Source organism: Candidatus Eisenbacteria bacterium (assembly GCA_035577985.1).
In the GTDB taxonomy this organism is placed as follows: Bacteria; Desulfobacterota; Binatia; order DP-6; family DP-6; genus DATJZY01.
Map to the genome: position 1 here is coordinate 13579 of DATJZY010000145.1, position 21954 is coordinate 35532.

A 21954-nucleotide genomic window follows, 5' to 3' on the forward strand; every position below is an offset into this window, starting at 1 on the left:
ACACCAGCGGCGCCCGCAGAGGCGCCACGCAAGGAGGTGGATGATGACGGCATGGAAGAAGGTGGTGGCAGCGGGGCTCCTCTGCGGGCTCACCCTGGCGCCGGTCGCGCGCGCCGTCGCGGCCGACGCGCCCGGAGCGCGCGTGAACCTCAACACGGCGAGCGCCGCCGAGCTCGCGCGGCTGCCCGGCATCGGTCCGGCGAAGGCGCAGGCCATCGTCGAGTACCGGGCGAAGGAGCCGTTCGAGAAGCCTCAGGACCTGCGCAAGGTGAAGGGCATCGGCGACAAGCTCTACGACAGCATCAAGGACCAGGTCACCGTCGGCGACGCCGCGTCGCGGGCGGGCCGCGGTAGCTGACCGCGGCGTACGGCCGGATACGGGGGCGGGTCGATCACCTGGGCGGGCGGCCCGTCCCCCCGGCCTCAGCCGCGCAGCGCGCGGATGGCGGCCGCGTAGTCGGCTTCCTTGAAGACGGCGGTGCCGGCGACCAGCACGTCGGCCCCCGACGCGACGGCTTGCGCAGCGTTGTGCGGGTAGATCCCACCGTCCACCTCGATGGGGAAGTCGGCGCCAGCCTCGGCTCGCATGCGCCGCGCGATCGCGAGCCGCTCCATCGACCCGTCGACGAACGGCTGGCCGCCCCATCCCGGATTGACGCTCATGACGAGGAGCAGGTCGATCGAGTCGAGGTACGGTTGCACCGCATCCATCGGCGTCGGTGGGTTGAGGGACAGCCCCGGCTTCACGCCGGCCTTCCGGATCGCATCGAGCACCGAGGGCACGTCGCGACACGCCTCGACGTGCACCGTGAGGCGGTCGGCGCCCGCCTTGACGAACTCGTCGATCTGCCGCTCGGGCGACTCGATCATCAGGTGGACGTCGAGCGGAAGCCGCGTCATCGGGCGAAGGCTTCGCACGACGAGCGGGCCTATCGTGATCGGCGGAACGAAGTGCCCGTCCATGACGTCGACGTGGATCCAGTCGGCGCCGCCAGTGGTGACGGCGGCGACCTCCGCGCCGAGACGCGCGAAGTCCGCGGACAGGATCGACGGCGCGACGAGCGGCACGGCGCTCTCCTACCGGAGCGCCGGGACGTGCGCCAGGCGCGTCGCGGTCAGCTCGCCGCGCGCAGGCGTGCGGCGAAGAAGCCGTCGAGACCGTGCGTGTGAGGCGCCGTACGCAGGAAGCCGTCCGCGCCGGCGCACGCGATGGCGAGAGGTTCGACGGCGAACCTCGGATGCGCGGCGAGGAAGGCGTCGGTCACGCCGGTCGTCTCTTCGGTCGTCTGCGTGCAGACGGCGTAGACGAGCGCGCCGCCGGCGACCACGAGCTGCGCGACGCCGGCGAGAATCTGGAGCTGCAGCTCGGCCAGACGGGGAATGTCTTCGGGGCGGCGGTGCCAGCGCAGCTCGGGATGCTGGCGGAGCGTGCCGAGCCCGGAGCACGGCGCGTCGACGAGCACGGTGTCGAACTGCTTCCGCGTCGCCGGGCGGCGGGCGTCGGCGGCGATCGCAGGTGCGGCCGGCTCGCCCAGGCGCCGGCGCTCGGCGACGAGGCGCCGGAGCCCGGCCCGCATGGGATCCATGGCGACGACCATCCCTTCGGAGCCGAGCCGCTCGGCGATCGCGAGCGTCTTGCCGCCCGCACCGGCGCAGGCGTCGAGCACCCGCGGGCCGGTGGCGAGGGATGCGACGAGCTGTGAGGCTTCGCCCTGGAAGGCGAACCGACCTTCCCGGTAGGCGGCCAGGGAGCGGAGCCGTCCGGCGGCGCGTTCGATCACGATCGCCGTCGGAACGTACGCCCCCTCGACGGCCGCGAGACCGGCCTCGCGCAGCTCGGTGAGCAGCGCCGCCCGCGTCGTGCGCCGGAGGTTCGTCCGCAGGACGGTCGCGGCCGGCCAGTCGTTCGCCTCGAGGGCCCGAGGGAGCACGTCGAGGCCGAGCTCTCCGGCCCATCGCTCGACGAGCCAGCGCGGGTGCGACCACTCGACCGCCAGCCGCGCGATCGGGTCGGCAGCGTCGGGGAGGGAAAGTCCCGATCTCCCGAGGCGGCTCGCCCGCCGCAGGACCGCGTTCACGAGCCCCTTGGCTCCGCGCCCCGACGACCCGGCGAGCCGCACGCTCCCGTCGACGGCGGCGTAGGCGGGGACGCGGTCGAGGAACAGGAGCTGGTAGAGGCCGAGACGCAGCGACAGCAGGACCGGCAGGTCGAGGGCCCCGAGCCCGCCGCGGACGAGAGAAGATAGATGATGGTCGATCCGGCCCTGCCAGGTGAGCGTCCCGTAGACCAGCTCGGTCGCGAGCCCCCGATCGGCCCCCTCGAGCCCGGCCGACTCGAGGCGGTGCGACAGCAGGACGTCGGCGAAGGCCCCGGTCGTCGCGACGCGCTCCAGGACCTCGAACGCGACCCGGCGAGGATCGGCACCCGCGGCTACACGCCGAGGCATGTGCCCGGAGCGACCCGGTTCCCGGCGAGGAACGGTCCGATCGCCATCCGGCGCCGGCCCTGGAGCTGGACCTCGTCGAGCGCGAGGCCCCCGTCCCCGCACGCGACGACGAGACGGCGCGAGGTCGCCACGACGACGGTGCCCGGCACCCCCGCGGGCGCGTCGCTCGCCACGGTCGCCCCGTACACCTTCAGCGTCGCACCCCGCAGGGTCGTGAAGGCGGCCGGTTCGGGGGCGAAGGCGCGCACGGCCCGCTCGAGCTGGTTGGCGGGCTTCGTCCAGTCGAGCCTCGTGTGCTCGTGCTCGATGCGGGGCGCGAACGTGATGCCCGTCGCCGGCTGGGGCGTGGGGTGGATGGCCCCCGCCGCGAGGCCGTCGATCGTCTCGCCCAGCGCCTCCGCGCCGAGCTGCGCGAGGCGGTCGGTGAGCGTGCCGCCGGTGTCGTCCGGCAGGATCGGCGTCCTGCGGACCAGCAGCACGTCGCCGGCGTCCATCTCCTCGCTCATGGCCATGATGGTGACGCCGGTCTCGGCGTCTCCCGCGAGGATGGCGTGCTGGATCGGCGCCGCGCCACGGTGTCGCGGGAGGATCGATGCGTGCACGTTGATGCAGCCGCGGGGCGGGAGGTCGAGGATCGCGCGCGGCAGGATGCGTCCGTAGGCCGCCACCACGATGAGATCGGGGGCGAGCGTTCGCAGCGCATCGAGGAACGCGGGAGCCCGGACCTTGTCGGGCTGGAAGACCGGCAGGCCGTGGCGGAGCGCCAGCACCTTCACCTCCGGCGGAGCCAAGGCGAGCCCGCGGCCCCGAGGTCGGTCCGGCTGGCACACGACGCCGACCACGGGATCGGATCGAGCGAGGAGCGCCGCCAGGCTCGGGCACGCGAAGGTGGGCGTACCCATGAACACGATGCGCCAGGGCGCCTGCGACGTGGTGGTCAGATGATGTGGGGCGTACGCCCGGTCGGGCCGGGGCGTCCCTGCCGATCGAGCTTGCGTTGACGGGCCCGATAGAGATCGCGCTTCAGGCGCGACAGGCGATCGATGAAGAGCTTGCCGTCCAGATGGTCGAGCTCGTGCTGGAGGGCGACGGCGAGGAGCCCGTCGGCCTCGATCTCGATCTCCTTCTCGTCCGGCGTCCAGGCCCGCAACAGGATCCGCTCGGCGCGTTTCACCTCGGCGGTGAAGTCCGGCACCGAGAGGCAGCCCTCCTCGAAGACGATCTCGCCTTCGCGCTGGGCGATCTCGGGGTTCACGAGCTTCATCAAGCGCTTGCCGGGGCCTTCCTCCTTGTCGTGGACGTCGAGGACGATGACGCGCACGGGCTCGCCCACCTGCGTTGCGGCGAGGCCGATCCCCGGCGCGGCATACATGGTCTCGGCCAGATCCTCGCACAGACGCGCGATGGGCGCGTCGATGTTCGTGACCGGGGTCGCGACGTCCTTCAGGCGCGTGTCCGGATAGGTGAGGATCTTGCGCAGCGCCATCGACGTTGCGGCGAAACGCTACATGCTCACCGGGTCGACATCAACGACGAGTCGAAGCCCGCGCTGGCGGATCTCGCGCGCGAGCCCGCGCGCCGCGCGTGCGAGCGCCCGCAGGCTGCGGACGTCGGCATGGCGCAGCAGGAGCTGCCAGCGATAGCGCCCCCGGACGCGCTCCACGGGCGGCGGCGCGGGACCGAGCACGGCCTCGTCGCCCATGCCGAGCGCACGTGCCTGTGCCCGCAAGCGCTGGGCGAGGCCGCGCGCCGCCCGCTCGACCCCGGCGTCGACCTTGCCGTCGAGCCGCAGGAGCACGAGCCGCGCGAACGGCGGGTAGCCGAGCGCCTTGCGGCGCGCCAGCTCCTCGGTGACGAAGGCACGATAGTCGTGCGTGCGCGCCGCGACGAGGCTCGGATGCGTCGGCCGCAGCGTCTGCACGATCACGCGACCGGCCCGCGCGCCCCGCCCCGCGCGCCCCGCCACCTGGACGAGGAGCTGGAACGTCCGTTCGGCGGCCCGGAAGTCGGGCACGTTGAGCGACTGGTCGGCGAGCAGGACGGCGACCAGCGTGACCCCCGGGACGTCGTGGCCCTTGCTCACCATCTGGGTGCCGACGAGGACGCTGATCGACCCGTCGTGCCAGTCGCGCAGGATGCGTCGCTGCGCGCCGGCGCGCGCCGCCACATCGCGGTCGAGGCGCTCGACGTTGACGCCCGGGTGCGCCGCTCGCAGGGTCGCCTCGATGCGCTCGGTGCCGATGCCATAGGCTTCGAGCGGGGGGCCCTGACAGCTCTCGCAGCGCGCCGGCGGCCGTCGATGGAACTGGCAGTGGTGGCAGGCGAGGGCCCCGCGCGCGCGATGCCACGTGAGCGTGACGCTGCAGTGCGGACAGCTCGCCGTGGCGCCGCACGAGGGACACTGCAGGTAGGTGGCGAAGCCGCGGCGATTCAAGAACACGAGCGCCTGCTCGCCGCGCGCGATCGTTTCGTCCAGCGCGGCGCGGAGCTCGTCCGAGAAGAGCCCCGGCTCGTCCGTCCGCGGCCGTCCCCGGAGATCGACGAGATCGACGGCCGGAAGCGGCTGCGCGGTAGGACGGGCATGGAGCTCCAGGAGGCGATGCCGGCCGGTCGTCGCCGCGTGATAGGTCTCGGCGCTCGGCGTCGCCGAGGCGAGGACGACGACGCCACCGGCGAGACGGGCTCGCACCACGGCGAGGTCGCGCGCGTGGTAGCGGATGCCGTCCTCCTGCTTGTACGACCCGTCGTGCTCCTCGTCGACGACGACCAGCCCCAGACGGCCGACGGGCGCGAACACGGCGGATCGGGCACCGACCACCACGCGGGCCTCGCGTGTGACGATCCGCCGCCACTCGCTCCAGCGCTCGCGCGGACCGAGCCCGCTGTGCAGGACGGCGACCGTATCGCCGAAGCGCTCCCGGACGCGGGCCACGGCCTGATGGGTGAGGGCGATCTCGGGTACGAGGACCAGGACGTCGCGCCCCGCGGCGAGGGTCGCCTCGGCGGCCGCGAGGAAGACCTCGGTCTTGCCGCTGCCCGTGATGCCATGGAGGACGAAGGAGGCGTGCTGCCCTGTCCGCACGGCGTCCGCGATGGCGTCGGCGGCCGCCTGCTGCTCGGAAGTGAGGGGCGGCCGCGGCGCCGGCGCCGGCTGGGCAGGCGCCGTGCGCTCGGCGGGCTGCTGGAACCGCTCCGCGAGACCCGCGATCACCAGTCCGCGGATGGCGTCGGATCGAATACCGGCGGCCTGGGCGTCGCGGGCGAGGAGCGCACCCGCCGCGGTGCCCGCCAGCGCACGATACGCGGCGGCCCGTGCGGGCGCCCGGCGCAGCAGGCGCTCCTCTTCCTCCGGATCGAGGCGGCGCAGGAGGCGGACGCCGAGCTCCTGCGTCGCCTCGGGAACCCGTCCCGGGACGATCGTGCCGATCACCTCGGCGAGCGAGGCCAGATAGTAGCGTGCCGTCCAGCGACACAGCTCGAGCAGATCGGCGGGCACGAAGGGTGCGGTGTCGAGGAGGTCCAGCACCGTCCGGACGTCGCCCCGCGCCGGCGCATCGGCTGTGAATCCCGCCACGAGCCCCGTGCGGGTCTGCCTCCCGAGCGGCACGCGCACGCGCATGCCGACCTGGATGTGCTCCCGCATCGCGGTCGGGACGAGATAGGTGAACAGGTCGTGCTGCGGGACGGGCGGAAGCGGTGCGATCTCGACGAGCCCGTTCATCCGTGCACCGAACTAGGAGCGGGCGCTCGGGGTGTCAAATTTCTCCCGCCGTCAGCTTGCCGGCGCGCGTGGCAACATCTCGACGCGACGGCGCATGCGTCGTCGAGGGATTTCGCGGCGTTTTCTCGGATCTTCGTGGCACCACGCTTGCACCACTGCGTCTCAGCCCCTCCTTTCTGCACACGAGGAGACCTGGTCGTGGAGACACGACCGGGTCTTCTCGTTTTTGGGGCATCATCTGCATTCGAGAGGCGCGGAGAGGAGTCCGCGCGGTCGGGCACGCTGGTTGCTGAAGATCAACGAGTGCGAGGCAGGAAGTGACGGTGGATGCTTTGACAACCAAGGGGCTAGCGGAGCATACTAGTCTTGCAGAGTCAGATTTTTGGACTTTTGCGACAGGCGAGCGGACCACCCGTGGGGGTGGTGAGGGTGTGGTGATGATGGGGAGGATGTGGCCGTGGCGCTGCCAGACCTGTTGAATCCGGCTGGGCTCGTACGCAGATTTCAGCTGGGCAAGCTGCAATCGCTGCTCGGTGCGAACCTCCAGAACCCGTTCAAGCGTCAGGACGGCATGCTCGTCCTGGACATCGGCTCGAGCAGCATCAAGCTCGCCGAGGTGTTTCACGGTCCGTCGGGCCCGCGTCTGACGGCACTCGCGACGGCCCCCGTGCCGCCGACCGTGATCCAGTCGAACGTCATCCAGGACGAGGGACCGGTCGTCGATGCGATCCGGGCGCTCGTCCAGAAGACGGGCGCGCAGTCGACCGGCGTGATCACCGCGGTGCCGGGTCCGGCCGTGATCGTGAAGAAGGTCGTGTTGCCCGCGCAATCCGGCAGCAACATCGACGGCGCGGTGCTGGCCGAGGCGCAGCAGCTGATCCCCGACTCCCTCGACAACGTCTACCTGGACTACCAGGTCGTCGATTGGATGGAGGACGGGAACAAGATGGAGGTGCTGGTGGTCGCGGTGAAGCGCGACATCATCAACAGCTACACCGCCGCCATCCGCGCCGCCGGGCTCGATCCCGCGATCGTCGACGTCGACTACTTCGCGCTCGAGAACATGTTCGAGCTGAACTACGACGTGAGCGAAGGCGGTTCGGTCGCCCTCGTCAACATCGGTGCGCGCTACTCGTCGATCAACATCCTGAAAGACGGTCGCTCCACGTTCACCGGCGACGTGCCGGTCGGCGGCGCGGAATTCACCGACGCGCTCGTGCGGCAGCTCGGCGTGTCTCCGCAGGACGCCGACGCCCTCAAGCGCGGCCAGTCGGCGGGGAATCTCACGCCCGACGACGCCGAATCCGTGCTCAGCTCGGTCACCGAGTTCATCGTCGAGGAAGTGCAGCGGGCGCTCTCGTTCTTCTGGACCGCCGCCACCGACGAGCCGCTCGGCGCCGTCCTTCTGTCGGGCGGTCCGGCCCGCATGCCGGGGCTTTCGGCGCAGCTGAAGGAGCGACTCGACACCAAGGTCGACGTCGTCGACCCCTTCCGCCGGATCACCCTCGACGGGAAGGTCGACCGCAGCGTCATCGAGCAGAGCGGGCCTGCGCTGGCCGTCACCGTCGGGCTCGCGACCCGCCGTCCGGGGGACAAATGATCCGCATCAATCTGCTTCCCACTGAAGAGGCGCAGCGTGCCGCGGATCAGCGGCAGCAGCTCGCGACCGTCGGCCTGATCGTCGCGGTCGGCGCCTTCCTGCTGGTCATCGGGCACTCGATCCAGGCGGCGCGGTACGCCGCCACGCAGCGGCGCGTGACGCAGGTCACCGAAGAGCTCCAGGCGATCGCCGGGCCGTACGGCGACGTGTTGCGCATCCAGGCCCAGCAGAAGGAGCTCGAGGAGAAGCTGAAGGTCATCTCGCAGCTCGAGGCGCGCAGCGCCGGGCCCGTGCGCATGCTCGCCGACCTCTCGAGCGCCACGCCGGACAAGCTCTGGCTCACGGAGTTCGCCGAGGCGGCGGGCACGGTGCACATGCAGGGCTTCAGCGTCGACGAGCAGACGATCGCCGACTTCCTGCGCAAGCTCGGCACGTCCACCTACTTCCAGAACGTCGACCTCGAAGAGACGACGCAGGTGAACCAGGACGGCGTCAAGCAGAAGAAGTTCGCCCTCAAGGCGCACGTCAACTACGCCGGCGCCACGACGACCCCGGCCGTGCAGAAGCCCGGGGCGGCGCCGCAGCCGCCGAAGCGGACGGCCGCGCTGTCGGACGATCCGACCGTGACGGCCTCGCGCGGGAGGATCACGCCATGATGGAGGGGTTGATCGACTCCATTCGCGACTGGCCCATCGCCCAGAAGCTCGGCGCGACGATCGGCCTGATCGCCCTCATCTTCCTGATCGACTACCAGTACGTCTACGGGCCGAAGGCCGCGGCACTCACCGAGCTGAAGGACCAGCTCGGGGGGCAGCAGGCCCAGCTCGAGCAGAAGCGCATCAAGGTGAACGCCCGCGCGGACGAGGAGAAGCGCATCCGCGACCTGCAGGCCGACGTGAAGCGGGCCGAGGCGCGCCTCCCCGAGGGCCGCGAGATCGCGGATCTGCTCTCGAACATCGCGGCCAGCGCGCGCGCCGTCGGGCTCGACCTGACGCTCTTCCGGCAGAAGCCGGAGGCGTACTCGGAGTTCTACGCCGACGTTCCAGTCCAGATGGAAATGCGCGGCACGTACCACGAGCTCGCGCTCTTCATGGACCGCGTGAAGCGGCTCGACCGCATCGTGAACGTGTCCGACATTCAGCTGAAGAAGCCGCGCATCGAAGGCGACGTGCTCCTGCTCGACGCCGCCTGCACGGCGACGACCTTCCGCTTCCTCGACGAGACCGAGCGCAAGCAGCGCGCCATCGAGAAGGAGAAGGAAGGCAAGGGCAAGCCCGGTGGGGCGCCGGAGAAAGACGCATGAAGCGGCATATGACGACACTGCTCGTGGGGATGGCGCTGCTGGTCGCCCGCGCGGCCGTGGCGGCCGAACCGGAGAGCGCCGGAGCGCCCGCTGCCCCGCGCGCGCTCGCGCATTCGCCGTCCGCGGGGGACGCGGCCTACGATCCGGCCGGACGCCGGGATCCCTTCCGGCCGCCGCGCGCGAATCAGACGACCGCCACCGGCGAGATCCGTTCGCCGCTCCAGCGCTACGACATCGGCCAGCTGAAGCTCGTGGCCGTGATCTATCAGGCGAACGAGCCGCGCGCGGTCGTCGAGGACGACGCCGGGCTCGGCTACATCGTGAAAGTCGGCACCGCGATCGGCGCCAACGGCGGCGCGGTGAAGGCGATCGAACAGGGCAAGCTTCGAGTTGAAGAGGAATCCGTCGATTTCTACGGGGATCGCCAGACGTCCGAAGTGGTGATGGAGCTGGCGACCGAGGAGAGGGGGAAGTGATGAGGGCGCTCGGACGTGGGTTCATGCTGCTCGTGTTCGCCGGCTGCGCCGCCGCGACGATCGGGTCGCGCGGGGTGGCCGCGACGCTGGAAGAGCAGCCGATCGCCGTGCCGGAGACGGAGCCTGGGACCCCGACGCAGGCCGCTGCGGTGCAAGATGCACAGTCACTCGCCATTCGCGACGTTCGCGTCGAGGCGACCACCGAGGGCCGCAAGGTCGTGGTCGCGCTGACGCGCGCGCCCGACGGCGTCCGCAACTTCTCGCTCGCGTCGCCCCCGCGCGTCGTCGTCGACGTCGCCGGTCCGTACGCGGACCGCATCCGCGAGAAGCGCTACGCGATGACCGACCCGGTCGTGTCGCGGGTCCGCGTGGCCCCCTACGCCGGGCAGCTTCGGATCGTGCTCGATCTCAAGCAGAAGGTCGAGATCCGTGACGTCCGCCAGGAGGGCGACACGGTGGTCGCCGACCTCGGCAATCCCGCGACGGCTGCGCCGAAGACGGCGCGCGAGCGCGCGACCGACGAGACCTCGCAGCCCGTGTTGGCCGCGATGGTCGAGACGCCCGCGCCGGCCCCGCAGGCTGCGCCGGCTCCGAAGGCGGAGCCGGCTCCGAAGGCGGCTCCGACGCCCGAGCCGACGCCCATGCCCGAGGCCGGCCCGATCGCGACGCCGTCACCGTTGCCGGATCGCAATCGGCCGCAGCCGATCGCCTACGAGCCGCCCGCGGTGCCCGAGGCGGTTCGGCCGCAGCAGCCGTCGCGCGTCGTCCGTAAGGACAGCAAGGACACGCTCGGTCCCGTGGTGCCGACCCCGGTCTTCCACGGCGAGAAGATCTCGCTCGATTTCAAGGACGCGGACATCCAGAACGTGCTCCGCGTGCTGGCCGACGTCAGCGGTCTCAACATCATCGCGACCGACGACGTGCAGGGCAAGGTCACGCTCCACCTGACCGACGTGCCGTGGGACCAGGCCTTCGACCTGGTGCTCCGCACGAACCGGCTCGAGAAGACCGAGGACGGCAACGTCGTCCGCGTGTCGTCCGTGAACCGCCTGAAGGAAGAGCGTGATTCGCTGAAGGCGGCCGAAGACTCCGAGAACGAGCTCGAGCCGCTGCGCGTGAAGTACGTGCGGGTGAACTACGCCCGCGCCGACGAGTCGCTGGTCGACAAGGTGAAGGGCGTGCTGACGGATCGCGGCGCGGTCACGTTCGACGAGCGCACCAACACCGTCATCGTGCGTGACATCGGCCGGGGCGTCGACGATGCGAGCCACCTGATCAAGGAGCTCGACGTCCAGAGCCCGCAGGTGCTGATCGAGGCGAACATCGTCGAGGCGACGCAGGACTTCGCGCGCGGCCTCGGCGTGCAGTGGGGCTATCAGAACCAGCAGGGACCATCGACGGGAACGCCGACGGGCGCGAACTTCCCCGGCACGATCGGCGTCGGTGGAAGCGGCCTCGGCGTCGGCACGGCGCCGCCGCCCTCGGGGACGGGCGCCGTTCCGCTGCCGGTTCCGTTCCTCGCCGACTTCCCGGTGCCGACGGGGTTCGGCAACGGCTTCGGTGCCGGATCGGGCTCGGCGATCGACCTGGCGCTCGGTTCGCTCAACGGCGCGAACACGCTGTCGGTTCGCCTGACGGCGCTCGAGAACGAGGGCAAGGCGAAGGTCATCAGCCGCCCGCGCGTCATCACCATGAACAACGTCGCGGCGACCATCCAGAGCTTGACGATTCTGCGCGTGAAGCTGCCCTCGACCGGCACCGTCATCAACACGGGCGCCGGCGGGTCGGCGGGCGGCGGGACCACCGCGACCGAGAAGATCAACACCGGCATCACGCTCGTCGTGACCCCGCAGGTCTCGTCGGACGGATTCGTGCTGATGAGCATCTACGCCAAGTCGAGCCAGCCCGACTTCACGCGGGCCGTCGACGGGATCCCGAGCGAAGTCAGCCGCGAGGCCAACTCGAACGTTCTCATCCGCAATGGAGACACCGTCGTGCTGGGCGGCATCTACCGCACCATCGGCGACGACCGCGAGGACGGGATGCCGTACCTGAGCAAGATCCCGGCGCTGGGGTGGCTCTTCAAGCGGACCCTCGAGTCCAAGCACCACGAGGAGCTGATCGTGTTCCTCACGCCGAAGGTCGTCGATGCGGGCACGGCGAGCCTCCCGCCCTCGAATCAGTTGTGGGCGGAGCGCCGCGGGGGCTAACGTCCGCGAGGTCGTGGCGCAGATCATACTCACGGGCTTCATGGGGACGGGAAAAACCGAAGTGGGACGCCGACTGGCACGTACGCTCGGACGCACGTTCGTCGACACCGACCGCTTGGTCGAGATGAAGGCGGGGCGTCGCGTGGCCGAGATCTTCGCCACCCAGGGCGAGGCGGCGTTCCGCGCGCTCGAGCGCGAAGCGGTGACGGAAGCCTGCGCGATCCCCGACGCCGTCGTCGCCACGGGCGGCGGCGCGCTCCTCGATCGCGACAACCGGCGCCGGCTCGCGGCGGCCGGACCGATCGTGTGTCTCACCGCGTCGCCGGAGGAGATCCTGCGGCGCATTCCGGACGCGTCAAGTCGTCCGCTGCTCGCATCGGCCAAGACGAAGAGCGAGCGGCTCGAGCGGATCCAATCCCTGCTCGCGGCGCGGGAGTCCGCGTACGCCAGCGCCACCCACGCGATCGATACGACGGGTCTCACGGTCGACCAGGTGGTCGACCGCGTGCGCGCGGCAGTGGACGTGCGGTGAGCGGACGATGGCGACTCGGTGGGCGGAGGCGATGGTCGTGTCGGCGGTGAGCTCGGAGGAGATCCGAGTCGATCTCGGCCCGCGCTCGTACGCCGTCGTCGTCGGCGAGGGGCTGCTCGGCGAGCTCGGTTCGCGCCTCGCCGCCCTCGGGTTCGGCGGACGGTGCGGGGTCGTGACGAGCGATCGGGTCGGCGCGCTCTATCGTACGCCCGTCGAGCGCTCGCTGCGCCTCGCCGGCTTCGAGCCGGTCGTGGTCGTGGTGCCGGACGGCGAAGAGCACAAGAACCTCGCGACGCTGTCGCGCGTCTACGATGCGCTGCTGGCGGCGGGCGTGGAGCGCACGATGCCGCTCGTCGCCCTCGGCGGCGGCGTGATCGGCGATCTCACCGGCTTCGCGGCGGCGACGTTGCTGCGCGGCCTGCCCGTCGTGCAGGTCCCGACGACGCTGCTGGCGCAGGTCGACGCCGCCATCGGCGGGAAGACCGCGGTGGACCACCCGGCGGGCAAGAACCTGATCGGCGCCTTCCACCAGCCGCGCCTGGTCGTGGCCGACGTCGCGACGCTGGCGACCCTGCCGCGCCGCGAGCTGCTGGCGGGACTGGCGGAGGTCGTGAAGTACGGCGTCATCGGCGACGCGGCGCTGTTCGCGCGCCTCGAGCGCGCGCCCGAGGCCCTGCTGTCACTCGACCCCGAGGCGCTCGTGGCCGTCGTGGCGTCGTGCGCCCGCCAGAAGGCGGCCGTCGTGTCGGCCGACGAGCGCGAGGAGCGGGGCGAGCGCGCCGTGCTCAACTTCGGGCACACGGTGGGCCACGCGGTCGAGGCCGCGACTACCTACGGTCGCTACCTCCACGGCGAGGCGGTGGCGATGGGAATGGTCGCGGCGGCGCGCGTCTCGCACGCGCTCGGCATCTGCGACGCCGGGACCGTCGACCGCCTCCGGGGCGTCCTGCGGGCGCTCGGGTTGCCCATGGATCTGCCCGGGGACGTGCCGCCGGCCGCGCTCGTCACGGCGATGCGAGCGGACAAGAAGTCGTCGAAGGGACGCATTCGTTTCGTTGCCGTCGAGCAGGTGGGCCGCGTGCGGTTCGTCGAGCTCACGGCACAGGAGATCGCACAACACCTCTGAGGCGTGCAGCCGTCGGAGCAAAAGGGGCTGGGAGGAGAGGAGTCATGGGGATTCGTAGAGGTACTGCGATGCGGGCGGCGCTCGCGGCCGTGGTCATGCTGGCCATGGTGGGCGAGGCCGGTGCGGGCACCGACGGGCTCGTCCTGCGGGCGGCCGGGTTCTTCGAGGCCGAGGCATCGGACGACGGGAAGTGCCAGATCCCGACCGTGGACTCGGGCATTCCGGTCAGCTCCGACGAGATCGGGCTCTGGAACACGCTCGGCTTCCCGACGGTGAGCTACCCGCTCACCCGTTGCGGCGGCTGGATGGAGCTCGTGAACATGATGACCCACCAGGGCATCTCGATCGACAACGTCCAGCTGAAGATGCGCATCGCCGGGGCCGGCCGGTTCCGCCAGTTCGTCCCGACGCGCAACGGCTTTCCGACCGCGTGCCGTTCGCTGCGCAAGGTGCAGGTGTTCTCCGGTGCGCACCTCTTCCCGTTCGGCCTCACGCCCGACGGCACCGGCAACACGGGCAGCGGCGCGCCGCACGTCGCCTTCGTGAACCTCTTCCCCATGGTGAACTCGCAGATCATCCACTGCCTGCGGGCGCAGTACGCCGCGCTGCCCTCGGACGTGTACGTGTCGTTCCCGCTCATCATCCAGGCGGTGGCGTCCGGCGTGGCCGACGACGGCAAGAGCTTCAAGTCGAACCCGATCAGCTTCACGCTGACCCTCGACCACCTGTGCGGGAACGGGCGCATCGACAACGCCGAGGTCTGCGATCCGAACGCCCCGAACACCTGCCTCGCCGGCACCTGCGACACCGCGAGCGGCGCCTGCTCGGTGGTGAAGTCGATTCCCTGCTCGTCGAACGCCGATTGCATCGGGACCTGCCTGCCGCAGGGTGACCTGATGGAGTGCAACTGCGTGTACTAGACGCGATTCGATTGCGCGATCAGCGAGCCGGCGGTAGAGCGATGCGCATGCATCCCCGCCGGCTCGTGTGTTTCTGGGCGCTGGTGCTGCTCGCGCGCGCGGTGGCGGCACCGGCCGCGGACGGCGCCGCACGGGCCGTCGTCGACGAGCCGGTATACGACTTCGGCACGGCCGAGCAGGGCCAGGTGATCGAGCAGATCTTCCGCGTCCGCAACACGGGCGGCGAATGGCTGCGCATCGATCACGTGAAGGGCACCTGCGCGTGCACCGTCGGCGTCGCCTCGGGCGATCCCATCGCGCCCGGCGACGCCAGCTCCGTCATCGTCCGCCTCGACACCGCGCGCCTCTCGGGCCACACGACGAAGACGGTCACCGTCTACACGAACGATCCCGCCGGGACGCCGCTCACGGTGACGCTCACCGGCCAGGTGCTGACCGACCTCGTGATCACGCCGACGCCCCTCTACCTCGGGCACGTGCGGCGCGGCACGGTCGTACGGCGCTCGCTCACCGTCGTCGCGGGGCGCCCGGGACCCGCCGCCCTCGTCACCGCGGTGGAGGCGACGAATCCCCACGTCCGGTCCTGGATCGATTCCGCAGCCGACGACCACGGCCAGCAGGTGGTCGTCGAGCTCGATGGCGACCTGCCCGTCGGGCGCTTCAACGCGGACCTCGTCCTGCGCACGACGAGCGAGCGGCAGCCGCAGGTGACGGTACGCGTCCTCGGCACCATCGAAGGCGACATCGCGGTCCTGCCGCCACAGGTGACGTTCGCCCTCGCCGAGGGGGAAGCCGCCTCGCCGCGCGAGGTCTACATCCGCAATCGCAGCGAGCACCCGATCGCGGTCACCAAGGTGATCGTGCCGCAGGCCGTGACCTACGACCTCACCACCATAGAGGACGGCGTCGAGTATCAGTTGAACCTGCGGCTGCGCGATGGCCTTCCACCGGGCAAGATCGAGGGCAACGTCGAGATCTTCACGACCCATCCCGACGAGAATCGGGTCGTCGTCCCACTCTACGCGATCGTCCGCTCGCCGAGCCGCCGCGGCTGACGGCGATGGACTCGGCGTCCGGGCGTCCCTTTCTCACGGCACGCTGGGCGAACCTCCTGCTGGCGTCGTACGTCGCGCCCGACTACCTGCTGCGCCGCCATCTCCCGCCCGGCCTCGAGCTCGACCGGCGCGACGGGCACACCTACGTCAGCCTGGTGGCGTTCGACTTCCTCGACACGCGGGTGCTCGGGGTGCGCTGGCCGGGGCTCGTCGACTTTCCCGAGGTGAACCTGCGCTTCTACGTCCGGTCGGGCGCCGAGCGAGGCGTCGTCTTCGTGCGCGAGCTGGTGCCGAGCCGCCTGGTCGCGGCGGTGGCGCGACGACTCTACAACGAGCCGTATCGCGCGACCGCGATGGGTCGCTCCGTGCGCCACGACGACGGGCGGATCGCCGTCACGCATCGCTTCGAGTGGGAGGGCCGGCTGCAACGCTTCTCGGCCGTTGCGAGCGAGCCGCCCTGCCCGGCGCCGACGAATGGGGTGGAGCACTTCTTCAAGGAGCACCAGTGGGGCTTCGGGATCGACCGGCGCGGTCGCACCATCCGCTACGAGGTGCGGCACCCGGTCTGGGAGATCTATCCGAACGCGGCAGCCGCGATCGACGTCGACTTCGGCGCGGTCTACGGCCCGTCCTGGTCGTTCCTCACCGGGTCCGCGCCCGCGTCGGTCGTGCTCGCGGTGGGCTCCCCGGTCGCCGTCTTTCGCGGACGGCGACTGGAGTGACGCGAGCGCGTCGGGCAGACTGCGACGCCGAGCCGTGTCTGCGCCGGCCTTGTCCGACGTCGTCGCGCGCGCGGCCCGCGCGCTCGAAAAACCTGCTCCGCAGCCCATTCGGCTGACCGGGCTGCGCGGGAGTGCGCCCGCGCTCGCCCTCGCGCGCTTGTACGCCCAGATTCCCCGCCCGGTGCTCGTGCTCGCGGTCGACACGGCGAGGGCCGAGGCGTTCGCGTCCGACCTTCGCTTCTTTCGGGGTGATCGGGAAGGGACGAACCCGCTCGAGCGCCGGGTGCAGGTGCTGCCGGGGTGGGAGGTGCCTGCGTTCGAGCCACTCTCGCCGACGCGCGAGACGGTGGCCGCCCGGATGGAGGGCTTCTATCACCTCCTGCAGACGCCCGACCCCATCGTCGTGACGACGATCGAGGCATGGGGGCAGCGCGGCCTGCCACGTCGGGTGTTCGCCGAGGCCATCACCTACGTCGTCGCGGGCGAGACCACGGCTCCCGCCGACCTCGCCTCGCGCCTGGTCGCGTGGGGCTACCATCGCGTGCCGCTCGTGCAGGATCCGGGCGACGTCGCCGTGCGCGGCGGCATCCTCGACGTCTTCCCGGTCGGGTACGTGCGGCCCGTGCGCCTCGAGTTCTTCGGCGACGAGATCGAGAGCATCCGGCTCCTCGACGCGTCCTCGCAGCGATCGCTCGATGCGATCGAGGACCTGCTCCTGCTGCCGCTGCGCGAGTTCGGGCAGCATCAGCTGGGTCCGTCCGTGGCGCGCGCGATCGACGAGCGCGCGGCGGACGTCGCTCTCGCCCGCCAGGAGCGGCGCGACCTCGTGGAAGCCGTGCGCTCGGGGCTCGTGCTGCCGGGCATGGAGGCCCTCCTTCCCTACCTGCATCCATCGCTCGGCACGCTCGCCGACTTCCTGCCCGAGGGGACGCTCGTCTGGGTCGAGCAGGGCAGCGGTCTCGAGGCGGCGGTCGAAGCGACCTGGCAGCAGGTCGTGACCCACGCGACGGCGGCAGAGGCCGAAGGACGATTTCATCCCCCGGCCGAGGCGCTCTACCTCCCGCCGTCCGAATGGCGGGAGCGTCTGGGTGGCTGGCCGCGGGTCGAGGTGGAGGGCCTCGAGAGCCTCGCGGGCGACGACCTGCGCGCGACGACGTACGCGACCGACGGGATCGTCCTGCGCGGCACGACCACGACCGACGCTCCGCTGAAGGCGGTCGCCGACCGTCTCCACGAATGGGAGCGCGACGGTGCGCGCCTGGTGCTCGTGGCGACGACGCCGGCGCGGCGAGACCGGCTGCGCGGCCTCCTGGCGCCCCACGGCATCGACGCCCTCGCGACCGACGCGCCCTTCGCGCAGGCGCTCGGTGCCAAGGGGCGCGGGCCGCTCGCGTTGACCGGCGAGCTCTCGCGCGGCGTGCGGCTGCCGGCCGACGGACTCGCCATCGTCACCGAAGCCGAGCTGTTCGGTGAGCCGCGCCAGGTGCGCCGCACCCGGCGGGAGCGGCCGACCGACGTGTTCTCCACGCTCGCGCAGTTGCGGCCCGACGACTACGTCGTGCACGTCGACCACGGCGTCGGGTTGTATCGGGGCCTCAAGCACATGCAGGTCGCCGACACCGAGGGCGACTACCTGCACCTCGAGTACGAAGGGGGCGACCGGCTCTACGTCCCCGTCGACCGCATCAACGTCGTGCAACGCTACGTGTCGGCCGACGGCGGCGCGCCGCCGCTCGACAAGCTCGGCGGCACGTCGTGGGAGCGCGCGAAGGCGAAGGCCAAGGAATCGCTCCTCGCGATGGCGCACGAGCTCTTGAAGGTCTACGCCGCCCGCGAGGCACACGGGCGCCGGCCGTACGCCCAGTCGGATCCGCTCTATCAGGAATTCGTGGCGCGGTTTCCGTTCGAGGAGACGCCCGGGCAGACGCGCGCCATCGACGAGGTATTGGGCGATCTCGGGGGCGCCCGGCCCATGGATCGCCTCGTGTGCGGCGACGTCGGCTTCGGCAAGACGGAGGTCGCGATGCGCGCGGCGTTTCTCGCCGTGCTGGGCGGCAAGCAGGTTGCCGTGCTCGTGCCCACGACGATCCTCGCCCAGCAGCATCTCGAGACCTTCGCGGCACGCTTCCAGGGCTATCCGATCACGATCGAGATGCTGTCGCGCTTCCGCACCGCGACCGAGACGAAGGAGACCGTGGGCGGCCTCGCGAGCGGGCGCGTCGACGTGGTGATCGGAACGCATCGGCTCCTCCAGAAGGACGTCCAGTGGAAGGAGCTCGGTCTGCTCATCGTCGACGAGGAGCACCGCTTCGGCGTGAAGGACAAGGAGCGCATCCGGATGCTGCGCGCGACCGTCGACGTCCTGACGCTCACGGCGACGCCGATCCCCCGCACCCTCAACATGTCGCTCTCCGGCATCCGGGACCTCTCCGTGATCGAGACGCCGCCCGTCGACCGCCTCGCGATCCGGACCTACGTCACGAAGTACGACGAGGGCGTCATCCGCGACGCGGTGGTGCGCGAGCTCGGGCGCGGCGGGCAGGTGTTCTTCGTGCACAACCGCGTCGAGAGCATCGAGCAGGTCGCCGCGCGCCTGCGCGAGCTCGTCCCCGAGGCGCACATCGGGATCGCGCACGGGCAGCTCGGCGAGGCCGATCTCGAGCGCGCGATGCTCGCCTTCATGCACGGCCAGACGAACCTGCTCGTCACGTCGGCGATCATCGAGTCGGGTCTCGACATCCCGAACGCGAACACGCTCATCGTGAACCGCGCCGACACGTTCGGCCTGGCGCAGCTCTACCAGATTCGCGGGCGGGTCGGACGGTCGCATCACCGGGCGTATGCCTACCTCCTCATTCCCGGCGAGCACCTGATCACGTCGGACGCGCAGAAGCGGCTGACGGTGCTCCAGGAGCTGGACGACCTGGGCGGCGGCTTCCGCCTCGCGGCGCACGACCTCGAGATCCGGGGCGCCGGGAACCTCCTGGGCAAGCAGCAGTCCGGCAACATCACCGCGATCGGGCTCGAGCTCTACACGCACATGCTCGAGCAGGCGGTCCGGGAGGTGCGCGGCGAGCCCGCCGAGGCGGAGATCGAGCCCGAGATCCAGCTCGCGATCCCCGCCTACGTGCCGGAGTCCTACGTCCCCGACGTGAGCCAGCGGCTCATGCTCTACAAGCGGCTCGCGGGCATCCGCGGCGTCCCCGACCTCGACGCCATCCGCGAGGAGCTGCAGGACCGCTACGGGCCGCCGCCGCTCCTCGTCGACACCCTGCTGCGCATCATGGCGCTGCGGCGTTGGCTGAAGGACCTGCGCGTCTCGCAGGTCCGCCGGCGGGGCGACGACGTCGTCATCGAGTTCGATGCGGCAACGCCGGTGCAGGTGCCGTCCCTGCTGGAGTTCATCCGGGGGTCGAAAGGACGCCTGCGGCTCACGAGCGGCTCGGCGTTGCTCGTTCGTCCGGAGGCGACCGACCACGACGGGCTCATCGCGGAGCTCACGTCCGTGTTGCAGAGGCTCGCAGCCGCATGATACCCACCCGCGCCATGTTGCTCGGCCGCACCGCGGCCATCCTGGTATTCGCGTTGGTCGCTCAGCGGCCGGCTGCAGCCGGCGTGGTCAACCGCATCGTCGCCACCGTCGACGGCGACCCCATCACTGCGCACGAGGTGCAGCGCTACGGCGAGGAGCGGCGTGCCCACGGGGTGTCCGACCAGGACCTGCTGGAAGCCGTCGTCACCGACAAGATCCTCGAGAAGGAGATCGTGGCGCGGAAGATCTCTGTGAAGGCCGAAGACATCACGCACTACGTCGACGAGGTGATGGCCCGCAACAAGCTCAGCGAAGAGCAGTTCAAGGCGGCGCTCAAGCAGCAGAACATGACGATCGAGCAGTACCGCGCCAAGGTGAAGGAGGAGCTCGAGAAGACGGTGCTCCTCCAGCAGGAGATGCGGGGCTCGACCATCACCATCAGCGACGAGGACGTGGAGACGTACTACCAGCAGCACAAGGAGGAGTTCGCCACCCGCAGCGGCGTGGTCGTGCGGGACATCTTCTTCGGCTTCAAGGCGGGCATGACCCAGCAGGACGCCGTGCGCGTCGTCGAGCAGGCCAAGGCCGTGAAGCAGATGGCCGACTCGGGGCAGTCGTTCGAGGCACTGGCTCGCCGGTACTCGGAGGGGCCGGGCGCCGACAACGGCGGCTTGCTCGGCACCTTCAAGAAGGGCGAAATGTCCCCGATGCTGGAACGCGTGGCGTTCAGCCTGCGCTCGGGCGAGGTGAGCGAGCCGGTCGTCACGCCGAACGGCATCCACCTCCTGAAGGTCGAGGGTATCCAGGGCGGCGGCCCGGTACCCTTCGACCAGGTGAAGGATACGATCAAGCAGATGCTCTACAACGCGAAGGCCGACGAGCGCTTCCGCCAGTGGATCTCGAAGAACCTTCGGGACCGCCACCACGTCGAGGTGCTCAACTGAACCCGACGATCTTCCGCGAATACGACATTCGCGGCATCGCCGAGCGCGACTTCGACGCGAGCTTCGCGCGACTCCTCGGACAGACGTTCGGCACGCTCGCGCTCGAGCACGGCGCCGCGCGCGTCTGCGTGGGTCGCGATTGCCGGCTCACCTCCGACGGCTACGCGGCCGCCCTCATCGACGGCATCCGCTCGACCGGGCTCGGTGTCGTCGAGATCGGCGTCGTGTCGACGCCGCTCGTGTACTTCGCGATCTTCCACTGGAACCTCGACGGCGGCATCCAGATCACCGGCAGCCACAATCCGTCGGACTACAACGGGTTCAAGGTCTGCCTCGGCAAGGAGGCGCTGCACGGCGAGCAGATCCAGGATCTGCGCCGGCGTCTCGAGGCCGGGAAGTTCCGCAGCGGGCGAGGGACGCTGGAGCAGCGTCCGGTGGCACCCGAGTACGAGGAGTACGTCGTCGAGAACATCGGCCGTCTCGCCCGCGAGATCAACGTCGTGGTGGATGCGGGCAACGGGACGGCGGGTCCCGTCGCGCCGGGCATCTACCGCCGCCTCGGCGCGCGCGTGACCGAGCTCTTCTGCCAGATGGACGGGCGCTTTCCGCACCACCATCCCGATCCGACGGTGGCCGAGAACATGCAGGATCTCGTCCGCGCAGTCGCGAAGGAAAAGGCCGAGCTGGGCATCGCCTTCGACGGCGACGCCGATCGGATCGGCGTCGTCGACGCACGCGGCCGCATCATCTGGGGCGACGAGCTGCTGGTCCTGTACGCGCGCGACGTGCTTGCGCGCAACCCGGGCGGCACCATCGTCTCCGAGGTGAAGTGCTCGCAGCGCCTGTACGACGACATCGCCAAGCACGGCGGCACGGGCATCATGTGGAAGGCCGGCCACTCGCTCCTGAAGGCCAAGATGAAGGAGACCGGGGCCCTGCTCGGCGGCGAGATGAGCGGCCACATCTTCTTCAAGGAGCGCTACTTCGGCTTCGACGACGCGGCCTATGCCGGCGCGCGGCTGCTCGAGATCCTCGGGCGCACCGGCAAGACCGTGGCCGAGCTGCTCGCCGATCTGCCGCCGTCCGTCACGACGCCGGAGATCCGCGTCGACTGCCCGGACGAGGTGAAGTTCAAGGTCGCCGATCGCGTCCGGGACGAATTCCGGAAGGCGGGGCGCGACATCATCGACGTCGACGGCGTGCGGGTCCGCTTCGATCACGGCTGGGGGCTGTTGCGGGCCTCGAACACGCAGCCGGTCCTCGTCATGCGATTCGAGGCGCAGACCAAGGCCCAGCTCGCCGAGTATCAGGCGACCGTCGAAGCCGCGGTCGAAGCCGCCCGCGCGGCCCTCGGTGCCTAGAGGCG

Annotated in this window: 19 protein-coding genes; 14 read left to right on the forward strand and 5 right to left on the reverse strand. The window is 70.7% G+C overall.

Annotation, left to right across the window (positions count from 1 at the left end):
• Positions 1 to 43 precede the first annotated feature (43 nt).
• Complete coding sequence (locus tag VMS22_20700) at positions 44 to 358, forward strand: helix-hairpin-helix domain-containing protein (protein HXJ36462.1); 315 nt, start codon at positions 44 to 46, stop codon at positions 356 to 358.
• 65 nt (positions 359 to 423) lie between these two features.
• Here VMS22_20700 and rpe read toward each other — a convergent pair whose 3' ends face one another.
• The 5 genes from rpe to priA are packed head-to-tail and all read right to left on the reverse strand — an operon-like array spanning position 424 to position 6168.
• Positions 424 to 1068 (reverse strand): ribulose-phosphate 3-epimerase, encoded by a 645-nt coding sequence (rpe, locus tag VMS22_20705; GenBank protein HXJ36463.1) that lies wholly within the window; start codon positions 1066 to 1068, stop codon positions 424 to 426.
• 47 nt (positions 1069 to 1115) lie between these two features.
• Entirely contained in the window at positions 1116 to 2447 is a 1332-nt protein-coding gene (gene rsmB, locus VMS22_20710; protein ID HXJ36464.1) for a 16S rRNA (cytosine(967)-C(5))-methyltransferase RsmB, read from the reverse strand.
• Positions 2432 to 3349, reverse strand: a complete 918-nt coding sequence (gene fmt / locus VMS22_20715; protein ID HXJ36465.1) for a methionyl-tRNA formyltransferase — start codon at positions 3347 to 3349, stop codon at positions 2432 to 2434. Before fmt ends, rsmB begins: the two co-directional genes overlap by 16 nt.
• 35 nt (positions 3350 to 3384) lie before the next feature.
• Complete coding sequence (def, locus tag VMS22_20720) at positions 3385 to 3933, reverse strand: peptide deformylase (protein HXJ36466.1); 549 nt, start codon at positions 3931 to 3933, stop codon at positions 3385 to 3387.
• A gap of 18 nt (positions 3934 to 3951) precedes the next feature.
• Positions 3952 to 6168 carry a primosomal protein N' gene (priA, locus tag VMS22_20725; GenBank protein HXJ36467.1) on the reverse strand — a complete coding sequence of 739 codons (2217 nt, stop codon included), beginning with the start codon at positions 6166 to 6168 and terminating at the stop codon, positions 3952 to 3954.
• Between the two features lie 457 nt (positions 6169 to 6625).
• On the opposite strand from priA, the gene pilM reads away from it, so the two are divergent.
• Genes pilM through VMS22_20790 form a run of 13 tightly spaced genes read left to right on the forward strand, consistent with a single transcriptional unit; the run spans position 6626 to position 21949 of the window.
• The gene (gene pilM, locus VMS22_20730; GenBank protein ID HXJ36468.1) at positions 6626 to 7768 is read left to right on the forward strand and encodes a type IV pilus assembly protein PilM; all 1143 of its coding nucleotides are present in this window, start codon (positions 6626 to 6628) and stop codon (positions 7766 to 7768) included.
• On the forward strand, positions 7765 to 8424 hold the full coding sequence (locus VMS22_20735; protein ID HXJ36469.1) for a PilN domain-containing protein: 660 nt from the start codon (positions 7765 to 7767) through the stop codon (positions 8422 to 8424). Before pilM ends, VMS22_20735 begins: the two co-directional genes overlap by 4 nt.
• Positions 8421 to 9071, forward strand: coding sequence for a type 4a pilus biogenesis protein PilO (gene pilO, locus VMS22_20740; protein ID HXJ36470.1), 651 nt, complete (start codon positions 8421 to 8423; stop codon positions 9069 to 9071). Before VMS22_20735 ends, pilO begins: the two co-directional genes overlap by 4 nt.
• A gap of 8 nt (positions 9072 to 9079) precedes the next feature.
• A complete protein-coding gene (locus tag VMS22_20745) occupies positions 9080 to 9547 on the forward strand; it encodes a pilus assembly protein PilP (protein ID HXJ36471.1) in 468 nt (155 codons plus the stop codon).
• Positions 9547 to 11757 (forward strand): type IV pilus secretin PilQ, encoded by a 2211-nt coding sequence (gene pilQ, locus VMS22_20750; protein ID HXJ36472.1) that lies wholly within the window; start codon positions 9547 to 9549, stop codon positions 11755 to 11757. The genes VMS22_20745 and pilQ overlap by 1 nt, the downstream gene beginning before the upstream one ends.
• 13 nt (positions 11758 to 11770) lie before the next feature.
• Positions 11771 to 12289 (forward strand): shikimate kinase, encoded by a 519-nt coding sequence (locus tag VMS22_20755; protein HXJ36473.1) that lies wholly within the window; start codon positions 11771 to 11773, stop codon positions 12287 to 12289.
• Positions 12290 to 12296: 7 nt separating this feature from the next.
• Positions 12297 to 13415, forward strand: coding sequence for a 3-dehydroquinate synthase (gene aroB, locus VMS22_20760; GenBank protein HXJ36474.1), 1119 nt, complete (start codon positions 12297 to 12299; stop codon positions 13413 to 13415).
• A 44-nt stretch (positions 13416 to 13459) separates the two neighbouring features.
• Positions 13460 to 14335, forward strand: coding sequence for a hypothetical protein (locus VMS22_20765; protein HXJ36475.1), 876 nt, complete (start codon positions 13460 to 13462; stop codon positions 14333 to 14335).
• Positions 14336 to 14382: 47 nt separating this feature from the next.
• Positions 14383 to 15390: a DUF1573 domain-containing protein gene (locus tag VMS22_20770; protein ID HXJ36476.1), complete on the forward strand. Its 1008-nt coding sequence runs from the start codon at positions 14383 to 14385 to the stop codon at positions 15388 to 15390.
• A 5-nt stretch (positions 15391 to 15395) separates the two neighbouring features.
• Positions 15396 to 16112, forward strand: a complete 717-nt coding sequence (locus tag VMS22_20775; protein HXJ36477.1) for a DUF2071 domain-containing protein — start codon at positions 15396 to 15398, stop codon at positions 16110 to 16112.
• A gap of 49 nt (positions 16113 to 16161) precedes the next feature.
• Positions 16162 to 19644: a transcription-repair coupling factor gene (gene mfd, locus VMS22_20780; protein ID HXJ36478.1), complete on the forward strand. Its 3483-nt coding sequence runs from the start codon at positions 16162 to 16164 to the stop codon at positions 19642 to 19644.
• Positions 19641 to 20588, forward strand: a complete 948-nt coding sequence (locus tag VMS22_20785) for a peptidyl-prolyl cis-trans isomerase (protein HXJ36479.1) — start codon at positions 19641 to 19643, stop codon at positions 20586 to 20588. The genes mfd and VMS22_20785 overlap by 4 nt, the downstream gene beginning before the upstream one ends.
• The gene (locus VMS22_20790) at positions 20537 to 21949 is read left to right on the forward strand and encodes a phosphomannomutase/phosphoglucomutase (protein HXJ36480.1); all 1413 of its coding nucleotides are present in this window, start codon (positions 20537 to 20539) and stop codon (positions 21947 to 21949) included. Before VMS22_20785 ends, VMS22_20790 begins: the two co-directional genes overlap by 52 nt.
• The last annotated feature ends 5 nt before the right edge of the window (positions 21950 to 21954 follow it).

Bases quoted from the DNA above. Each gene is read 5' to 3' on its own strand.
- VMS22_20700 (HXJ36462.1), top strand. From the start codon at position 44: ATGACGGCATGGAAGAAGGTGGTGGCAGCGGGGCTCCTCTGCGGGCTC.
- rsmB (HXJ36464.1), bottom strand. From the start codon at position 2,447: ATGCCTCGGCGTGTAGCCGCGGGTGCCGATCCTCGCCGGGTCGCGTTC.
- fmt (HXJ36465.1), bottom strand. From the start codon at position 3,349: ATGGGTACGCCCACCTTCGCGTGCCCGAGCCTGGCGGCGCTCCTCGCT.
- def (HXJ36466.1), bottom strand. From the start codon at position 3,933: ATGGCGCTGCGCAAGATCCTCACCTATCCGGACACGCGCCTGAAGGAC.
- priA (HXJ36467.1), bottom strand. From the start codon at position 6,168: ATGAACGGGCTCGTCGAGATCGCACCGCTTCCGCCCGTCCCGCAGCAC.
- VMS22_20735 (HXJ36469.1), top strand. From the start codon at position 7,765: ATGATCCGCATCAATCTGCTTCCCACTGAAGAGGCGCAGCGTGCCGCG.
- pilO (HXJ36470.1), top strand. From the start codon at position 8,421: ATGATGGAGGGGTTGATCGACTCCATTCGCGACTGGCCCATCGCCCAG.
- VMS22_20745 (HXJ36471.1), top strand. From the start codon at position 9,080: ATGACGACACTGCTCGTGGGGATGGCGCTGCTGGTCGCCCGCGCGGCC.
- pilQ (HXJ36472.1), top strand. From the start codon at position 9,547: ATGAGGGCGCTCGGACGTGGGTTCATGCTGCTCGTGTTCGCCGGCTGC.
- aroB (HXJ36474.1), top strand. From the start codon at position 12,297: ATGGCGACTCGGTGGGCGGAGGCGATGGTCGTGTCGGCGGTGAGCTCG.
- VMS22_20765 (HXJ36475.1), top strand. From the start codon at position 13,460: ATGGGGATTCGTAGAGGTACTGCGATGCGGGCGGCGCTCGCGGCCGTG.
- VMS22_20770 (HXJ36476.1), top strand. From the start codon at position 14,383: ATGCATCCCCGCCGGCTCGTGTGTTTCTGGGCGCTGGTGCTGCTCGCG.
- VMS22_20775 (HXJ36477.1), top strand. From the start codon at position 15,396: ATGGACTCGGCGTCCGGGCGTCCCTTTCTCACGGCACGCTGGGCGAAC.
- VMS22_20785 (HXJ36479.1), top strand. From the start codon at position 19,641: ATGATACCCACCCGCGCCATGTTGCTCGGCCGCACCGCGGCCATCCTG.